At 52.0% G+C, this 18419-nt stretch carries 11 protein-coding genes and 4 pseudogenes; 5 read left to right on the plus strand and 10 right to left on the minus strand.

The window, feature by feature from the left end:
* Positions 1–95 (plus strand): annotated as a pseudogene (locus LPA46_RS17995) (IS5/IS1182 family transposase); the annotation flags it as partial.
* A gap of 58 nt (positions 96–153) precedes the next feature.
* On the opposite strand, the pseudogene rdfA reads toward LPA46_RS17995, so the two are convergent.
* The 4 genes and pseudogenes from rdfA to LPA46_RS18010 all read right to left on the minus strand — a co-directional run bounded on the left by rdfA (position 154) and on the right by LPA46_RS18010 (position 3216).
* Positions 154–778: pseudogene (rdfA, locus tag LPA46_RS19320) on the minus strand (rod-determining factor RdfA).
* A gap of 143 nt (positions 779–921) precedes the next feature.
* Positions 922–1704: an IclR family transcriptional regulator gene (locus tag LPA46_RS18000; RefSeq protein WP_230893707.1), complete on the minus strand. Its 783-nt coding sequence runs from the start codon at positions 1702–1704 to the stop codon at positions 922–924.
* Positions 1705–1793: 89 nt separating this feature from the next.
* Positions 1794–2440 (minus strand): annotated as a pseudogene (locus LPA46_RS19325) (IS6 family transposase).
* 71 nt (positions 2441–2511) lie between these two features.
* Positions 2512–3216: an SDR family oxidoreductase gene (locus LPA46_RS18010; RefSeq protein ID WP_230893709.1), complete on the minus strand. Its 705-nt coding sequence runs from the start codon at positions 3214–3216 to the stop codon at positions 2512–2514.
* Between the two features lie 208 nt (positions 3217–3424).
* Here LPA46_RS18010 and LPA46_RS18015 point away from each other — a divergent pair, with 208 nt between their 5' ends.
* Together LPA46_RS18015 and LPA46_RS18020 are read left to right on the plus strand one after the other, a co-directional pair.
* Complete coding sequence (locus LPA46_RS18015) at positions 3425–4189, plus strand: HpcH/HpaI aldolase family protein (protein WP_230893710.1); 765 nt, start codon at positions 3425–3427, stop codon at positions 4187–4189.
* 1147 nt (positions 4190–5336) lie between these two features.
* Positions 5337–6485 (plus strand): NAD(P)/FAD-dependent oxidoreductase, encoded by a 1149-nt coding sequence (locus LPA46_RS18020; RefSeq protein ID WP_442908276.1) that lies wholly within the window; start codon positions 5337–5339, stop codon positions 6483–6485.
* 436 nt (positions 6486–6921) lie between these two features.
* Here LPA46_RS18020 and LPA46_RS18025 read toward each other — a convergent pair whose 3' ends face one another.
* From LPA46_RS18025 to LPA46_RS19335, 6 genes and pseudogenes are all read right to left on the minus strand, one after another.
* Positions 6922–8949 carry a hydantoinase/oxoprolinase family protein gene (locus tag LPA46_RS18025; protein WP_230893712.1) on the minus strand — a complete coding sequence of 676 codons (2028 nt, stop codon included), beginning with the start codon at positions 8947–8949 and terminating at the stop codon, positions 6922–6924.
* A complete protein-coding gene (locus LPA46_RS18030) occupies positions 8946–10691 on the minus strand; it encodes a hydantoinase B/oxoprolinase family protein (protein ID WP_230893713.1) in 1746 nt (581 codons plus the stop codon). The genes LPA46_RS18025 and LPA46_RS18030 overlap by 4 nt, the downstream gene beginning before the upstream one ends.
* Before the next feature lie 59 nt (positions 10692–10750).
* Complete coding sequence (locus LPA46_RS18035; RefSeq protein ID WP_230893714.1) at positions 10751–11620, minus strand: NAD-dependent epimerase/dehydratase family protein; 870 nt, start codon at positions 11618–11620, stop codon at positions 10751–10753.
* A 180-nt stretch (positions 11621–11800) separates the two neighbouring features.
* Complete coding sequence (locus LPA46_RS18040) at positions 11801–13294, minus strand: CoA-acylating methylmalonate-semialdehyde dehydrogenase (RefSeq protein ID WP_230893715.1); 1494 nt, start codon at positions 13292–13294, stop codon at positions 11801–11803.
* Between the two features lie 1185 nt (positions 13295–14479).
* A pseudogene (locus LPA46_RS19330) lies at positions 14480–16059 on the minus strand (thiamine pyrophosphate-binding protein).
* 618 nt (positions 16060–16677) lie between these two features.
* Positions 16678–16788 (minus strand): helix-turn-helix domain-containing protein, encoded by a 111-nt coding sequence (locus LPA46_RS19335; protein WP_442908274.1) that lies wholly within the window; start codon positions 16786–16788, stop codon positions 16678–16680.
* Positions 16789–17637: 849 nt separating this feature from the next.
* Here LPA46_RS19335 and LPA46_RS19340 point away from each other — a divergent pair.
* Both LPA46_RS19340 and LPA46_RS18065 read left to right on the plus strand, forming a co-directional pair.
* Positions 17638–17862: a tautomerase family protein gene (locus tag LPA46_RS19340; protein WP_442908275.1), complete on the plus strand. Its 225-nt coding sequence runs from the start codon at positions 17638–17640 to the stop codon at positions 17860–17862.
* A 19-nt stretch (positions 17863–17881) separates the two neighbouring features.
* Complete coding sequence (locus LPA46_RS18065; protein ID WP_230893719.1) at positions 17882–18055, plus strand: tautomerase family protein; 174 nt, start codon at positions 17882–17884, stop codon at positions 18053–18055.
* The last annotated feature ends 364 nt before the right edge of the window (positions 18056–18419 follow it).

Consider the following 18419-nt stretch of genomic DNA (forward strand, 5'->3'; position numbering starts at 1 on the left):
GCTTCGCCGTGCGAGCGCGATCCTGGTTTCGTGAGTTCCGAGAAATCGCACTGATGTGTGTCGTCTACAACATCAAACGTGCTGTGAAACAGTGAAATCTACCGCCTTATGGCGATTCAACACAGCCTCCAAGAGATAAGAGGCGTGACTACATTAGCTCTCGATACAATCACACCCGCCGCGGTTAAGCAGGTTAACAACGTCGAAGTGAGTGTTACAGTCCTCACAAATAATCTGAATATTCGCAATCATACGGAATTCACCGAGAGTAAGGTTGTTGTTCTTCTGTAGTTGCTCGATTTTCCCTCTGTGACGGAAACCATTCGTCCGCGAAGCTTTTGGAAGTTCGTTTTCTCACGCTCCGAGGGGTCCGTCTCCGAAGGTGTGTACTCGGCGCCACGATACTCTTTGAGATAAGTCCGTATTGCCTGATAGGTAACAAACCCATTCAAAAGGGAATCAACGTCTACTCCGTCTCCCTTAAGCCGGCGCTTGATTCGGGTCGATTCAGCTTTCCCGGTTTCGTCTTGATCAAGAGCCGATACATATTCTTGACCTCACCGTCTAGTTGCTGAACGTTAGCCTCGTCAAGGGCTTGCTCCAGCAGGTGGTGGTTAAAGTATGTGGCTAAATCTCGAAGGCTACGGCGGTCCTCGTCTGCCGTCCATAACTGTTCTAACTCCGCACCCAGGTTTTGAAGTCCATATTCCTTGATGAGTCGAGCAACCTTGCTTCGGCGCCCACCCTGTAAGGTCGCGAATTCTTCTGATTGGTTCATATCTATTCAACAAGGTTCGGTAGGTTGTGGCTTTCGTTTAGCAGCCTGAATTCGGCCATCTCACCCGCATAAACTCGGTCAATCCGGTGTTGATCAAAATTAAAATATGACTTCGGGGATTCGTCATGGGAAACATTTCGTTATCAGAAAAAGTGGTTCTCTATATCGATATTAATCTGTATCACATTAGAACTCTCACGTATCTTTTCGGAGAAGGTATGATGGAATTCCTCTTCTCGACAACGCTCAAGCGGTGCTGAAATACTGATGGCACCTCTGACCTCATTTTGTGGTCCTACGATCGATGCCCCGACCGATCTGAGTCCGGTTGTCAATTCCTGGTCGTTCGTCGCGTATCCTCGCTCACGAATCGTGTCGAGTTCGTTTAGCAGTGTTTCTCTATCTGTTATTGTGTTTTCTGTTGCGCCTTCTAACCCATGTTCGTCTATGATCTCGTCGACTTTATCCGCTGGGTATTCAGCCAAAATGGCCTTCCCCGCGGCACTTCGGTGAAGATATTGACGGAATTCCCGGCGACGGATATGGTGTTCCGTCGCGACTGCCTTGTCTCCGTAATGCTCGAAAAGTTTTATTTGCCGTCCTTGATGTGGTGCTATTAGGTGGACGTATTCGCCCGTTTCAGTCGCTAACGACTCTACTTTGTCCCGACCAGCAAGGTAGAGCTCCTCACGATTCCGCGCGTATTCACCCATCGGAAGAAACTGAAGCCCGACTCTGTACGTGTGGCCATCCTTCTCCACGAACCCCAGCTCTCTGAGGGTGTCCAGATACGTATGTACCGTGGGCTGCGACCGATCGAGCGCTTCCGCCAGTTCGACTATCCTTGCCCCATCGCGTTCCTTCAGCTCGTGTAGAATCTCACAGCCGACCTCAATCGCCTTTATTTTCCGTTTATCCTCACCCATACCGGCGTATTTGAACCAATATACAAATATCTTCGGAAATATCAAACCATTGTGTTTAGCGAGTTCCACCAAACGGCAAACGCTTGCAACTACGATTGTGACGTTTCTGTATCAACGTGGCTGAAACTATAACTAAAATATAAATCCCGTTATTTTATCTTTCAGAGACATATTCGGTGTCATTCTGTTTCCCATGGTAAACTGCCTGGAGTTAAGGCCCAACCTGCAGCAGTGCTGTCTCGAGATGCTGGGCGTGATCCACCTGAAACACGGCATTAACGAAACTCAAGGCGTCTCGGTTGTACACCAGAAATGCAATCATCTCTGGGGGATCTTCGACATCGTATCCTCGTAGAGTTTCTGCAAGAACGTTCAGCCAATACCATTGTTGTGGTCGCAAACAGCCAAATATGAGGGATTGGTTTGAATCAGGATTGACCGCAATGTACAGATAGTACTGCAGATCATCCATGCGAATCATCGTTTCGTCAACACCGATCTGATCCGTACTGGCGTCGTTGGCAGGCTGTAGGTTAGCTTTCTGCACCAACCATGGATGTCTTCTCCGATCGTTAGACACTAGAACCCCAATTTTATTAATTGTATTTGGAAGTGGGGAATCAGTAAGATAGGGTCAAATACCGAATCGCATCAACTCGGTCGATATCTGTTCGTACTCCACAAAGTCTAACTTTAGCCAGTTGCTATAACCACTGAAATGTTTTATTTCTCCCAAAGGACGGTAAAATATGCATGTTGTCGCTATTCATCCTTAACTAAACAGGACCGTGCACGGCGGGGAGGAAGTCAAATAGACTCGGTGAGACCTCCATCAACTCGCAGATTCTGACCGGTGATATAACTCGCCTCATCGGAAGCAAGGAACCCGACGACGTCCGCGATTTCTTCCGTTCTAGCTCGTCGCCTCATCGGAATAGATTCGACGCTCTCTTCGCTGACATCGAAACTGTCAACGTACCCTGGGAGAATGTTATTCATCCGGATATCTTCTTCAGCATAGTGGTCAGCGTACATCTTGGTGAAACTCCCAAGTGCGGCACGGAGAGCCGATGAAACCGGGAAATCTAAAGACGGTTCATACGCGGAAAATGTGGATATATTTACGATTGAGCCACCATCTGTTTCGGCCATTATCTGGGTACACTCCCGCGCCATACGGACGACGTTCATAAAGACCAAATCCAGTCCCTCGTGCCACTCGGGATCGGAAATATCAAGGAGGTTACCTGTCGCTGGATGGCCAGTACTGTTCACGACTACGTCGATTTGCCCGTGGCGTTCGCACGTCGTTTTGACTAACGCTTGGATGTCCTCTGGGCTTGTCACAGATCCCACGATACCTTCTCCCCCCAACTCATCGGCGACCTGTTTTGCATTATCCGATTTCGACATTAGAGCGACTTCGTATCCTGAGTTCGCCAGGTTTCTCGCGCATGCTTCACCGATTCCGCTACCCGCGCCAGTGATTATGGCGACTTCTGATCCAGTCATAACTGAGATATTGAACAGCCACATCATAAAATCACAGGCCGTTAGAGATGCCTCCTAGTAAGTACTGGGAGTGGGTTTGGCTGTTCGAGACAGAATCGGTGAGCACTTGGCTCCCGATTGAACCTATGGTTTTATGTGGCCTGATATACCATACCAAGACGATCAACATTCGAGCGGTTGAACTACTGTGCAGTCAGTAATCACAAATATGCAATCAAAAATAAACTTAGAGCAGAAAACGTATCCGACAGGAACTTGGATTAGCATCAACAGCCCCACTGTCGCTGAAGTAACTGCTTCACTTCCCGTGGATTTCGTTGTGATTGACACGGAGCACTCGGCGATGGGGTTAGAGACGGTCGAAAATATGATTCGGGGTGTCGATGCCGTGAATAAGGACACCGGCTCGATTGTACGTGTCCCCGGAAACGACAAGGATCATCTCAAACGAGTCCTCGATATCGGTGTCGATGGCATCTTGGTTCCACGGATAGAGACTGCTGAGCAGGCACGTTCACTCGTCGAGGCGGTTACCTATCCTCCGAAGGGTGACCGCGGAATAGCTTCAGGGAGAGCCTCAAACTACGGCGACGACTTCCAAAAGTACGTGGAACATGCTGATGATCTCATTACTACGATCGCCCAGATCGAAACCAAACGTGGCGTAGAAAACGCAAGCGAAATCGCTACGGTAGAAGGGATTGATGCCATCTTTATCGGGCCAGCCGATTTGTCCGGTTCGCTTGGCGTGTTCGCACAGTGGGACTCCGAACTGCTCAATCAGTATATCAACGAAGCGATTCAGGCGGGCAAGGAACATCAAAAACCCGTTGGTACGCTCGTAATCCAGCAAGAGGATATCAAGACGCGAATCGATCAGGGCTTCGATTTCCTTGCCGTCGGAAAGGATACTTCGACGTTGGGGTCCGGGACGAACGAGCTAATCTCCACCTGTAAAGATCACGGGAAGTAGGGGCTAAATAAGCCGTGTTGAGAAAAATACAACATTGAGATGACGACGTGCTGAGCGAGACTGGATCCATGAGGAGTCACGTTGAATCTCATTTCGGGGTTTTCCTCGTGGATGCTGACCGGCTTCATTGAGAAATATAGCCTCGTGAAGTGGGGGAGTATTACCAACCTCGTATTCGCCCGGTTTTCATCAGAAGCGCTGACTCCGATCAAATCCTGTGGAACAGGTCAGATGGTCCGGGGAACTCTCGCTGTGCTCTTTAGAAAGTAGTGGTTGCTCAAACGAGCCAGACTACCTCAACATCACACGACTAAAGCCCTTGAGTCTGAGCTACGAGGTCCTCCGCCTAGCATGAAGCTCGTCGCGAACATTCTATAGGTAGTGGAGATGAACTGTCAATCCATCGCCGAAAAATTGCTGTTGCCGGAACGGACCGTTAAGCACGCTATCGGATGTCTCGAAGAAGCAGATGTCGTTACATTACGTATCCTCTTGACTGATGCACGGAATGAGACTTACCGGTTCAACGGCCAGCCACGTTTCCTGAATCAAACCAGTAGTCATGGCAGATACGGTAAGTTGAGGCCTCTCACGAGTTCACGCAGTCTCATTTCCTATTATAACGATAACTCAGAAACACAGCCTAACGAACACTTCTGTTCGTGTATGAATGTGGCCCCGGGATCACTACTTCGGGCCGCCGCCCTTGACCGCGTCATTAGTTCGTTCAACTCCAGTAGGGTGGTTGCATGTCCGTTCTAGGATGGATCGCTTGGGTTGAGTGTCCCAGATGTGTTTCGGATTCTCGTCTTCAGTCCTGTACTCGGTCTATCTCCGGTCCTCAGTGATTCACAGATCGTCTGATCGCTATTCACTAATTGCACTGAATTAGAATATATCAAACCTAGTCTAGTAGTATCGGGGCATCAATAACACGAGATCGCTGGCTAGACTAGCGTTTGATAGGTGAGAATGACAAAACTACAGCTGTTATTCTATCTAGACAACTGTTCAAGATCGTAGTTGAATCGGGAGGAGACAAGCCATTGATATGTACAAATTCGGGCCATCCATCAATAATCAACTCCATGGCATTATATCAACAATATTGAATAAGTTATACATGGGCGTGAAGATAGAATCAATCATGCACGTAACGATAGCCGGTGGAGGAATTATTGGGTTGTGTAGTGCGTATCATCTTGAGAAAAGAGGCATTGACGTTACTGTCCTTGAAAAAGGCTCGATCGGCAGCGGAAACACGGAACGGTCCCTAGGCGGCATCCGGAGACAGTTCTCAACGGAGGTAAACATCGAACTATCCCAAATCAGCCACGAGGTTTGGGTGGAATTCGAGGACCGGTTTGGCGTGGACATCGACTTCCATCAAGAGGGGTATCTATTCCTAGCCCGCAACGAGGAAACCGCAGCGGGCTTCGAGGAGGACGTGGCACTCCAACAAGAACACGGGGTCCCAAGCAAGATTCTTGATCCAGCAGAGGCTGCCAAGATCTGTCCTGGACTGCTCTCAGAGCATTTTACGAAAGCAACGTACTGCCCGACGGACGGATGGGCGGATCCACATCTCGCTTTACAGGCGTACGCGGAAGCAGCACGAGAGTCCGGAGCAGATATTCGAACGAATACTGCCGTCACGGATGTCCTCAGGGACAACAACACAGTCAAGGGAATACAAACGGAAGACGGGAAGATAGAATCTGATTACGTCGTAAATGCTGCAGGTGCTTGGGCAGGGGAACTCGCAGAACTCGCTAACGTGCCGATGCCGATTGCCCCTCGGCGACGACAAATCTCTATTGTCGATCCGGAGACGCCCGTTCCGTCTTCGGTCCCGCTCATGATTGATCTCGATACGGGCTCATATTTCCGGCCGGAACGTGGAGGAGCTGCCATAGTTGGTGGTCATTTCGGTTCCAAGGACCCTGACGTCGACCCAGACGGATATTCAAAGAAGCCTGACTTGGAGTGGATCACGACCGCGATCGAACACGTATCCGAATACACGACGTACTTCGGTCCAGACTCGGAAATCAAACGCGGATGGGCAGGCCTCTATGCTGTAACCCCGGACCACCATCCTATCATCGAAGAAACAATACCGGGATTTATTACTGCTGCTGGATTCTCGGGCCATGGGTTCCAGCACGCGCCCGCAACTGGACGGATTGTGGCTGACCTCGTCGAGCAAGGGGCAACGGATCGCGTTGATATCTCGCCACTTACGAGCGACCGATTCGAGGAAGGGACATTAATCAAGGAGAAGAACGTCGCATAGATACCGTGTTCTTCGGATATCTCCGATAGATTGATACTCCGGGCAGAAGGAGTCCGATACCCAATTTTATCGCGGACTCGTGCCGTTTCTCGCTCCACAAACGCTCACTCGAAGCAGTCGCAACCTCCGGTGAGGCGGGCGATTTCTGGCATGGATCACTAGAACTTCGCTCCGCCTCATCCTTATCTGAACACTGCCATGGACACGATTGGAGACCAACGATTTGGAGACAGTCGTGGCCGAGCGACCAAGCCAGCATCAGCGAACCCGCACGTTCACAGTCGGGGTAATTGGCTGACTGGATTACCCACAGAGGAATTCTGCGGTTGAAGCTGTGAGAGGAAGTCAAACGAGCTCAGTGTCATGGGTTGAACAAGACACAAAACAATACGACTAGACTCTGCCTGAGAAAGTAAGAGAACAGGAGTGAGGACCCCTACAGGTCAATCAAGAGGTTCCCGTTTTCGGAAACCGTCGCCGTCGTCTGGGGTGGGAGAATCGACGTACAGCCGGATTCCTCGATGACTGCGGGTCCTTCAAAGGTTTCGCCGACGGAGAGCGCATCACGGTTCACGATCGGGGTATCGACGAAACCCGTCTCCTCGAAGAACACGCCACGAGAATCCTTGACCGGGTCCTGGTCAACTGTCGACACCTGACTTGTGATCCGTTCCGTCGTCACCGTTCCCGCCAATCGAAGAGTGACGAGTTCAACTGGTTCCTCGGGCATTGCGTACCCATACAGTTCGCGGTGGTTCTCGTGGAACTGATCAAGACCAGCTTCGATGTTCTCTTCGGAGTTGGGGTCTTCCGGAAGCGGGACAGTGAGTTCGTAGGCCTGTCCTGAATACCGCAAGTCAAGCTGGTAGGTCAAGTCGACGTCATCCTCCTCGAACCCTTGATCCGAGAACCGGTCGAGGAGCTCTGATTCGAGTTCTCGGAAGCCTTCACGGATCAGCTCGGATTTGATTTCGGCGCCAGCATAGGCTCTGGATTCGTCCATTCGGACATCAGCTAAGAGCAACCCGCGGGCCGAGAGAACGCCGGGCGTGCGCGGTAGAAGCAGCGACTCCATATCCATGTTCTGTGCAACCGAGGGTGCCTGGAGGGGACCAGCACCGCCGAAGGGAACGAGCGTATAATCGGCCGGATCTCGTCCGCGTTCGATAGTCACCCGACGGATCTCGCGAGCCATTTTTGCATTCGCGATCTGGAGGATATCCAATGCGGCCTCCTCAACGGATTCGTCCAATGGATCCGCGATTTTCTCCTTCATGAGCGTGCGAGCCCGGTCCATAGCGGGCTGCATATCGCCGTCGAGGAATGCATCGGGATTGATACGGCCGAGAATTAGGTTTGCGTCGGTGACTGTCGGCTCTTCACCGCCCCGACCATAGCAGATCGGGCCGGGGTCTGCACCCGCAGACTTTGGTCCGACGCGAAGGCCACCGGCGTTGTCCAGCCATGCGATGCTCCCACCACCGGCCCCGACAGTGTGAATGTCAACGAGCGGGGTATTGATCGGGAGATCGTTGATTTCACCTTCCGTTGAACGAACGATGTCCCCGTCCTCGATGATGCTGACGTCAGCGCTCGTTCCACCCATGTCCAGTCCGATTGCGTTAGAGAAGCCACCCTCGGTGGCAACATCCTGGCATGCAACAGCTCCTGCTGCTGGGCCCGACAGAACCGTTCGGAGAGCGAAGTCAGTCGCTTGCTGCGTGCCGAAGATGCCCCCGCCGGAGTGCATCACGTTCAGCGGGATGTCGATATTACGTTCCTCAATCCCGGTATCCAGACGTGCAAGATAATCCTTGATGGTCATCTTGACACCCTCGTTTAGTACCGTCGTCACCGTGCGGTCGTATTCACGCGTTTCAGGATACACTGCCGAGGAAAGCGAATAGTTGAGCGAGGTCTCTTCCTCGACAATTTCACCGATACGTTGTTCGTGTTCATCGTTGAGATACGAGAACAGCATGGAGACGACAACTGACTCCACGTCCGCCTCCTCGAGTGCTCTCGCGGCCTCTCGTACGGCATCCTCATCGAGTTCATCGACAACCTTCCCGTCGGCGTCTAGCCGTCCTTTAACGCCGAACCGATGTTTGCGAGGGATTAGAACTGGCGGCTTGTCAGCTTGCAGGTTGTAGAGCTCCGGTCTTGTCTGATCACCAATCTCGAGCACGTCACGGAGTCCTTCGTTCGTAATCAACCCGAGGTCCGGAATTTCGCTCTCGAGAACCGCATTCGTACCGACGGTCGTCCCGTGGCTGAGATACGATGTCCGTTCGGCATCTATATCAGTTATATCCAGGATTTTGTCGATCCCGTTTAGAACCCCCTCGTCAAACTGTGACGGGGTAGACGGGGTTTTAGTTGTGTAAATTTCGCCCGTTTCATCATTATAGAGCACGACATCAGTGAAGGTCCCGCCCGTGTCGACGCCGATTCGAACCGTCATTTCACATCCCCTCCGTGCTCGAGGGACTTCTCAGCCAGCTCTGCACGCCGTTCGTTGGTCTCCTCGTAGTCGACACGGTCGTTCTGTATTTCGACACCATATTCCGTTCTCGCTTTTTTCTTTGAAACCTTCCCATTCCTAACATCCTCTAGAACCTCGTTCGGATCCCGTTCTAGTGGGTTGCCGTAGCCGCCACCACCGGGCGTCTGGATACTCACTATATCATCTGGTTCCAACTTTGTGGTCGACTTGGAAGCCAGCGGTTCCTTTCCGTCCGATTCTGGATTCCGATAAAATCGTGACGGCCGTGCTGAGTGACCGCCAAATACGCCCCACGGCTCTGATTTTGTACGTTCCGTCAGAAGCGAGAACGAGGCCTCGTGGTCGTAGAACTCGAGGTCTCGACGGACGCCTAATCCACCACGCTGTCGTCCAGCACCTTCCGAGTCCTGAATGAGCGAATAATCACGAACGCGGACGGGGAGTTCGGTTTCCAGTTCTTCTATCGGGCTGTTTGCGGTGTTCTGGAAGTGGGTTTGCACGGCGTCCATACCGTCTTTCTCCGCACGCCCACCATAGCCACCTGCAACTGTTTCATAATATACGTACTCTTCGTTGTCCCGAGGATCCGTCCCACCGTACGCGGTGTTGCAGACGATCCCTTTGGTTGCCCCGATCGTCTTTTCGGGAACTGGTTCGGACATCGCTTTCGTCATCAAATCGCCGGCTCTCATCGGAATCTCCCATCCACCGGCAACGGGACGGTTATAGGTCGGGTTTACCATCGTTCCCTTCGGGGTGATAATCTCGAATGGACGATAGAACCCATCGTTCTTCGGTAGGTCTTCCCCAATGAAGGCCATTACAACGGACATGACGCCGGCAAACGCCATTGCTGGTGTACAATTGAGCGGACCCTCGTTTTCTTCGGCCGTCCCGCTAAAGTCGATCACCATCTCGTCTCCATCGATCGACACGGACAACTCTAGACGGACCGGTTCGTCGATAATGCCGTCGCCGTCCAGCATGTCCGACGCGGAGAACGAGCCATTCGGTAATCCCTCAATTGCTGCTCGAACGCGACGTTCCGTGTAGTCCAGAAGCGCATCCAGATATTCCTCGAGTTGCTCTTTCCCGTAGTCTTCGTAAAGATCGGAGAACCGCTTCTCGCCGGTACGGTTTGCCCCGAGTTGTGCCTGGTAGTCACCACGCCGCATCTCCGGTTCTCGCACGTTACGGAGAATCATGCCAAGGACGTTTTCATCATATTCCCAGTCCTCAACCGCACGGACACCCGGAATGATAATTCCTTCACCGAAGAGTTCGGTATTGTCGTTTGGAATACCGCCGGGGGTCCCGCCGCCGATGTCGACGTGATGCGCCGAGTTGGCGGCGTACCCGATAATTTCATCCTCGTGGAAGAGCGGCGAAATGAGCATCACATCTGGCAGGTGTACTGCGCCTTTATATGGATCATTGATGAGGATGCCGTCGCCCGGCGAAAGCCCATCCTTCCAGTCGGGGACATTCTTGGGAACGACTGAAACTAGGGATCCGATGTGCTGTGGGGCGATATCGTGTTGTGAGATATGTCGAAGCTGGGAATCAAACAGCGCGCACGTGTGGTCTCGCCTGATTTTGATATTCGTCGAATAGGCGGTTCGTTGGAGCGTCACACCCATTTCTTCGACGATACTTTTCAGTGAATGCCTAAATATCTCTAACTCACCTGAATCAGGCATAGGAATATTTTATCGCTTACTGACTAAACTATGCAGGTAGTGGCAAAAGATGTGAAAAGCTAACTTGGTGGGGAGTCCCACACGCTACCATCGTCTTTTGGTTCGTATCCGAGAAGGTCTTGGGTGTGGTCAAGGTTTACCCACGTCGACTCGTTACCACTCACACCCCAGAAAATGTCGAAGTCTACCGAGTCGTCCTCCAGGCAGCGGGAAACGAGTTGGCCCAGGTCACGATGAGAGAACCACGTACACTTCATCCGCTTTGCCATGAGATCGTACGAATCGCTATCGCGTTCCCACCAGCCCTCGTCAACGCCCGTCTCGGCCAATCCGTACGGGTGGTCGTACTGTTCTTCTAGGACAGTTAGGATGCGAACCGAGTAGAAACTGGTCGGGTAATCTCGGCGGTTAATCTCGTAAACCGGATGGATCTCTCCCAGTGGATTCGGCTTGCTTTCCACAAACTGCCGACCCATGGCTTCCCCGAACACCTTCGAAACTCCGTAGAAGGAGTCAGGACGTGGCGGGTCTCGGTGTGTGACCGAAAGGTCGAACTCGGGGTCGTAGAGCTCGGGGGCGTGGTCAATCTCATACATCCCGACCGTATGGATAGAGGAGGCGAAAATGAAGTCCTCCACTTCAGCATCTGCCGCGGCTTGCAGCACGTTATACGTGCCGTTGATGTTCAGGTCATTGACCGTGTCCCACGGAACACTGAGTTCGGCCGCTGCTGCGAGATGGATCACGGCATCCTGGTCTTCGAAGTGTGGCCGAATATCGTCGTAGTCCGTGATATCGGCGATGACCGTATCCCGGTCCGGGTGATCTTCAATGTCGAGGCACGTGAACTCGTACTCGTCTCGGTCACCCAATTCCGACAGTATAGCGTTTCCAACGGTACCGTTAGCGCCTGTTATGAGGATCCTCATCGCGTAGAATCAAATTAGTAGCACAAAAGAAAATTTGGATACATTCCAAAGTTGCCGCCTAAATATCCTCACTGATCCTCGCTCGGACACCTAACATCAGACTATACGGACATATTAGGAGGAGGCAAGAGCTGACAGGTACAAATAAAACGTGAGAATTAGTAGTCCGAACGACCGGAATTAGCTGAAGTAGCGCTCGATTTCGATCGTCTTCTCGGTGTAGAAGTTCACAGCGTCTTCACCCTGTGCGTGCAGGTCACCGAAGAACGAACCTTTCCGGCCGCCGAAGTGGAAGAATCCCATTGGTGCACAGACGCCGACGTTGATCCCGATGTTTCCGGCGTCGACCTCGTACCGGTACTTGCGTGCCTCGCCGCCACGCTCGGTGTACAGCGTCGAGGCGTTACCGTACTCGGTACTGTTTACCATCTCGATGGCGTCGTCAAGGTCGTCGGCGGAGGCAAGACACAGTACTGGCCCGAAGATCTCGGTCTGGGCAATTTCCATGTCCGTCGTCACACCTTCCAACAGGGCCGGTCCCATGAAGTTGCCCTCGGGATAGTCGGGGTGTTCAAAGTCCCTTCCATCAACGATGAGGTCAGCACCCTCTTCGACGGCGTCCTCGATCATTTCAGCAACCCGATCGCGAGACTTACCGGTGATTAGCGGTGCAACGTCGGTGTCCTCGTCGAGGCCGTAGCCAACCGTGAGGTCGTCGACGGCGCTAAGCAGATCCTCACGCAGGTCATCGTACACATCGCCGACACCGACAACAACATCGTTGGCGAGACAACGCTGACCAGCGTTGCCGTACACCGAGCCAATCACGTTCGGAACGGTTTGGTCCAGTTTGGCAGATTCCGTGACGACCGCGTAGTTCTTCGCGCCGCCCTGGGCCTGAACACGCTTGCCATATTCGGCCGCTGTCTCGTAGATATGCTGTGCGACGGGTGTCGAACCGACGAAGGAGATACCTTCGACGTCCTCGTGTTCGATCAACGTGTTGACGGTGTCGACGCCTCCGTTGACGAGGTTCACGACTCCGTCCGGGAAGCCGACTGCATCGACGGCCTCGAAGATTATTTGGGAGCTCAGCGGGACTTTTTCACTCGGTTTCAATACGAAAGTGTTGCCCGTCGCGACTGCGTAAGGGAGGAACCATAGCGGAATCATCGCCGGAAAATTAAACGGCGTGACCGCCGTAAAGACGCCTAGAGGCTGCCGGACAGCGGATTCATCCATCCCTGAAGCGACGTCCTCGACGACGCCGCTGCCTTCTCGGAACATATTCGGGATTCCAGCAGCGACCTCAACGTTCTCGATACCACGTTGGATCTCACCACGGGCTTCGCCGAGCGTTTTACCGTGTTCTCGGGTGAGCGCCTGTGCGATGTCTTCTTTGCGGTCTTCTAGCTCCGTCCTGAGGTCGAAGAGGTACTGTACCCGCTCAACTGGTGGTGTTCGTCGCCATTCTTCGAAGGCCTCACTAGCCTGCGCAACCGCGGCATTGACGTCATCTTCAGTCGAGTAGGTTATTTCTGCGAACTCTTCGTTAGTTGCCGGGTTTACGATGGAATGGGTTTTACCACTCGTATTGTCCCAACCGCCAACGTAATTTCGTGCTGTCGTAGGTATTGCAGCTCCTTCCGGTAGCTGCTCTTGATCGCTAGTCATTCGGTTAGAGATTTAATGGGAGGCATAAGTAAGTTTCGCGAAGGGCAAGTTCAGGTTGTATTTGCCGATCACTCAATTTCCATGCTAACCAGCAATATCATTTGTAAATATCAAACCTAGTCTTTGGCCTCCTTGAGGATTACCAAACATCGATCACGATTTAGTGTCGTTTCTCGTGGTGGAGGTTTTCTATCAACTCTGCACAGAAGGCAGAGGTCTGTATCATGTCTGCTGTCGTTCTTACTCTATATTTTAGAATATTTAAATAGTTAAAACAATTATCCGTGGCTATCTCCGATGTTGTAACAGCCTAGAATAACAATATTACTGTTGTTATAGAGTTACAGGGGACTCCTATCTCGGCGGAAGAAACGGGAAATCCTCCGACAAGCATTTGTATATATCAAATTTTGGCCGGAATAAAATTATAGAACTCAGTATTTTCAGCTGTTGCTATGAGTACCGCTCCAGCTATAGTAGAATCTGGAAGTCTTTGTAATGACACCCATCGTAGATCGGCGAGCTCAGTCGGTTCTGGTTGGTCTGGTGGGAGATGTGAGTAGACACTTCTGGAGATTACTATAGTTTCCTAATGCAGATGAAACCAGAAAACAGGATAGACGAAGTCGTATATCTTTAGATCAAGTCACGATCTCTGAAACAGGCTTAGGGAATCTACTCTCGACGCGTGTAAAAGAACACTTCATCCCACTATATAGACAATATCTGGTTTGCTTTCGTAACTGAAGCGGTCAAGCGCTATATCGATTGAGGAGCAATAGCGATCCCCTCTTGCAGAGGCAGTTACCTCAAGAGTTTCCGGAGGGAGTGTGGCAGTTGATATTCCCACACCGTTCAAAGAGACATGATGCCTAAGGGGTTATGCTGGTCATTAGTGAAGCTTATGTCCAACAGCCAATTTAATTGCCGGAATAATAACTATTTTTCGTAGGATGATGGGTATCCGATTATGGATAGTGGGCAGATCTGGACAGCGGCTATTTTCCTGTTTCTCTTCAGTTGTGCGGTTGCGATGCAATCCAGAGGCCCGATTCTCGTTCACCTCCAAGAAGCCTTCAACGTCTCGGAGGCGTCACTTGGATTAGTTGCACCTGCCGGAACTGCCGGATTCACCGTCGCTATCGTTGTAACAGGGCTGTTTGCTGGTCGTATCCACTAGACCGATTACTTCCGCATCCACTCGCTTGCTTGAGGTTCATCGGGATCGGTGCGCACTTCCACGAGTGATGGACACTTGGATGCAAGAGCGTGGGAAAGTGCTTCGCGTATTTTCTCAGATGTGTCAGCCCTCGTTGCATCCATCCCCATCCCTTCCGCGACGGTCACGAAGTCAATTGAGTGGTTCGCCCATTCGTACTTGAACACTACGACTACAATCGATATACCCTCAGCGACAGCTATGTGAAGCTCATGGATACACATCATAAGGCCACCGTCACCTGTTAGTGTCACGACAGGGGCGCCCGGATTCGACAACGCTGCGCCGATAGCGGAGGGGACTCCGGTGCCCATCGTTGCCCACGACCCCGGGTTGACATACCGCGGGGGCCATATACTTCGAACACGTTGAGTGCCCAGACGCGGAAGCCGCCGGCGTCGGCGGCCACTATCGCTTCCCGAGGAAGAACGTCACGGATCACAGAGAGTGCGCCAACAGACGTAAGCGGGTCGTGGGAATCAACGAGTTCCGACACGCGTTCAGCAGTGCGTTCCCTAACGTGGCGGGCACGTTTGATGCCATTTTCAATCGATGAATGGATGTCTTGATCGGTGAGTTCGTCGTCCAAGGCCGATAACGTTAGCTTGGCATCGGCCACTATGCCGAGAGTCGGGTCATATCCGTGCCTATGTCGTTTGCGTCAAGCGTGACGTGTATCAGCTTGTCAGGGAAGTCAACCGAGAACCCTTGAGTCGCCGCCGCATCAAAGTCAGTTCCGACGCCGAGAACCATATCAGACTCTGCAAGACACGACAAAAGCTCGGGACTTGCACACCCGCTTAGGCATCCGACTGAGAGGGGATGGTCTTCCGCTAACACAGCCTTGCCATTGTACGACGTGACTACTGGAGCATCAAGCTGTTCAGCTACTGCCTGGAGTTCATCGCTTGCATCAGCACTCCGAACTCCTCCGCCAGCATAGATGATGGGAGTATCAGCAGATCTGAGCAGGTTTCCGGCCTGATAGATGGTCTCCGGGTCGGGTTCGATACGCTCTCCATCCGAACACGTGCCACGCTTGGCTAATGCTACATCGATCTTGAGGAAGTTTTTCGGGATGCCGATTCGTACCGGTCCTTTCGTCTCTGTCCGAGCTATCTCGGCTGACGGTTAATCTCCGCAGCCGTCGACTCGGGATTCTTCACCAGAATGTTCTTCTTAACGATATTATCATAGGCGTCTGGGGGCGTCTCGTGGATGGCGTCGCCGTCTCGGAGATTGAGTTCGGTCTCGATGGCGATATGGAGTAGCGGCGTACAATCATTAAGTGCATTTTTCAGACCGTTCATGGCATTCATATCGCCAGGGCCCGGAATGACGACGGTTGACGCCATCTTGCGGCTCGTTTCAGCATCCCCCATGCTTGGTGGGAGACAGCCGTTTCATGGTGTGCGACCACGAAATCGATGTCATCACGTGACCCGATTTTCTCGTTGAGAGGTAACGACTGCTCACCCGGGATTCCGAAGACGGTATCGATTCCATTAGCTACGAGTTGGTATATAAATGCTTGATTAACGCGCATATTTATATAACAGTGCGAAGTAGCAAATAGATTGCTTGACCGGTAACATTCTCTACGACTATTGACGTTGACTTGTTGAGGTTCTGATGGTGGCCGAGGATCGTAATCGCGATGAGTGGTCGGACCTTGACGAATGGACACTTCGGCTGATTGTGAGGGGATCTCGGCCAGGATTGAGATACTAGGTAATAAGCAAAGTCTTCATCTCAGTCCATCCTATCTATAGAGTATTCAAACCAACGTACTTCGAGCGAGAGCCGCAAGCTGGCTCTGGTTTGTAACCGTACTACCGACGTTCGGTGACGTCGCCGATGGGAGATAGCTGAGTCCGCCGACACCTAATGCCTAATATTCTCCCGCCTTCGTCAGCTAGTAATCCGCCAGTCTTGTCTGAAACGGTGACCGGGTACCCCGGATTGTTCAGGGATCGGAGCATCCCCTGTTCACAAGACGCGAAGAATCTTACACTGAGGCGATTCACGGAAGAGGATCCGATATAGTTGGCGGGGCTTGAGGGAGTGACCGCTCGTACAAATCACGTGGTCCGCCCGAGTAGAATCGCTTCTACCTTATGCAGGTGTTCATGCAGCGTGGACGTCGTGATCGGAAGCTCATCCGCTAAATCACCGGCTGACGCTCCCTCGGGTATTCGTAGTACCCTTTCTCGCATGCAAGTTGAAACACTTCCAACTGCCACTTCGTAAATTGATCCATCGGTAGTTTCGTCATCGAGTTCTGATAACTTGCTTGCGCTATGCCCTAGACAGTAATTTCCGCATCCAACTCCTCTCTAATGCCCATAAATTTCTCTTGGACAGTCCCCTGCTCGTGGGTTGTAATGAGCTCCTCGTACTCGCGCCCATCTCGAATGTCGACCGAACCGGTACGGACGAACCTTCGAGACGTCAGTGGTTGACTGATCTGTTTGTTCCCGCTATGAACGACAAGCAACTCCCGTATTTCGTTTCCCTGGTTTCACCCGATCCGCCTGACGAAATCGGGACACAGTCTTGGAAACCGAATGGACGTGCTCTGACTTCGAAATTATGTTGATACCTTCTGAAATCGTCTCCTAATCGTCTGTATAGATCCTGAATGGCGTCGTAACTTCTTCACCAGTCATGTAGATACCGTAGCCGAGAAGTCCGATATCAAGTTGCTTCGTGACCTCAATCTCCCAGCAATCGGGATACCAAAGTTCAATCGACACGCGGAGCACATTGTGAGTTCGTTCGGTTGTCGTCATCACTGGGCTTACGTCTCACTCCTACACTTCCCGCTGCCAAAATTGTCCACCTCGGCATGAACATGGGAGAATTCCGATCGGCAATCGTTTAAGGTTTGTAACCACGGGCGCCGCCGTTAATTACCCCGGCTGTGAACTTACATGAAGTGCAGGAGAAAGCCCATGACTGAAGCCGTGTGGGGGATCTCAATGCGCGTGTCTCGGTTGTAAAACTTCTCAACAGGTTCTGTATTCACTCTCTACACCACTACTCCTCCACGTGAGGTTCGACGTAACAGAGAGTCAGCAGTCAGCCCGATGCGGCTTTCTGGAGTTTGCCACGGCTTCAGTCAGTGCAGCGCACGCAAAGGCGATGGCCGAAGAGTACGGAGGATAAGTACGCGCCCTTAGTTACGATTTCAACTCCGGAAGGAAAATCCGACGAATATTGTAAAACTGTCGCAAATCAGGTTAATGAGGCAGTTCTTGACACGCTTGACTTCCCGCCGGACGACCGCTATCAACTCGTTCGAGAATTCCCGTCACGGGACCTTGAGTTACAGGAACGAGAGAGATAGAGTCGTGCTCGAGTTGATAATGCGTACCGCGCAAGCTCGCGAAGACAAACAGGCGTTTTACGCCCGAGTAACCGAGATATTGGGTCCGGATCCGGGTATTCCGGCAGAGAATGTAATGATCATCATTACTGAGAACGGCGAAGAAGACTGGTCGTTCCGAAACGGCGTGGCCCAGTTCATAACTGACGACTGATCCTTTTTCAACTATAAAGAGCTCGGAGAATATCGTACATTTAGGCGTCTCCGGAACGATTTGTGTTCTGATATGTGATCGATAGATGGGGTGTCTCGTAACTGCAGGGTGAATCCGTGGGATCTCCCTCTCAAATATCTGTGAACACCACTGTTCAGAGGTTCCAACCAGTGTAACACTGTGGCAACCTTTATGTGGGTCGTCGCCCGGGTTGCAGGTATGTCTTCGTTCGTGCTGGCGCAAGCCGGGGTTGAAACGCGGCCCACGTTCTGGCGCATCGGCCACGTCGGCGAGGCGCTGTTCTACTACCTCGCCGCGGTCGCCGTCGCCATCTTCCTGTACGGCGTCTACCAGCGCTTCGCCA

Source organism: Halobacterium sp. KA-6, from assembly GCF_021029015.1.
Taxonomy (GTDB): domain Archaea; phylum Halobacteriota; class Halobacteria; order Halobacteriales; family Halobacteriaceae; genus Halobacterium.

What these genes read in the sequence shown, in the direction of transcription:
- LPA46_RS18000 (WP_230893707.1), bottom strand. Translation starts at nt 1,704, where the DNA reads ATGGGTGAGGATAAACGGAAAATAAAGGCGATTGAGGTCGGCTGTGAG.
- LPA46_RS18010 (WP_230893709.1), bottom strand. Translation starts at nt 3,216, where the DNA reads ATGACTGGATCAGAAGTCGCCATAATCACTGGCGCGGGTAGCGGAATC.
- LPA46_RS18015 (WP_230893710.1), top strand. Translation starts at nt 3,425, where the DNA reads ATGCAATCAAAAATAAACTTAGAGCAGAAAACGTATCCGACAGGAACT.
- LPA46_RS18020 (WP_442908276.1), top strand. Translation starts at nt 5,337, where the DNA reads ATGCACGTAACGATAGCCGGTGGAGGAATTATTGGGTTGTGTAGTGCG.
- LPA46_RS18025 (WP_230893712.1), bottom strand. Translation starts at nt 8,949, where the DNA reads ATGACGGTTCGAATCGGCGTCGACACGGGCGGGACCTTCACTGATGTC.
- LPA46_RS18030 (WP_230893713.1), bottom strand. Translation starts at nt 10,691, where the DNA reads ATGCCTGATTCAGGTGAGTTAGAGATATTTAGGCATTCACTGAAAAGT.
- LPA46_RS18035 (WP_230893714.1), bottom strand. Translation starts at nt 11,620, where the DNA reads ATGAGGATCCTCATAACAGGCGCTAACGGTACCGTTGGAAACGCTATA.
- LPA46_RS18040 (WP_230893715.1), bottom strand. Translation starts at nt 13,294, where the DNA reads ATGACTAGCGATCAAGAGCAGCTACCGGAAGGAGCTGCAATACCTACG.
- LPA46_RS19335 (WP_442908274.1), bottom strand. Translation starts at nt 16,788, where the DNA reads ATGACGAAACTACCGATGGATCAATTTACGAAGTGGCAGTTGGAAGTG.
- LPA46_RS18065 (WP_230893719.1), top strand. Translation starts at nt 17,882, where the DNA reads ATGCGTACCGCGCAAGCTCGCGAAGACAAACAGGCGTTTTACGCCCGA.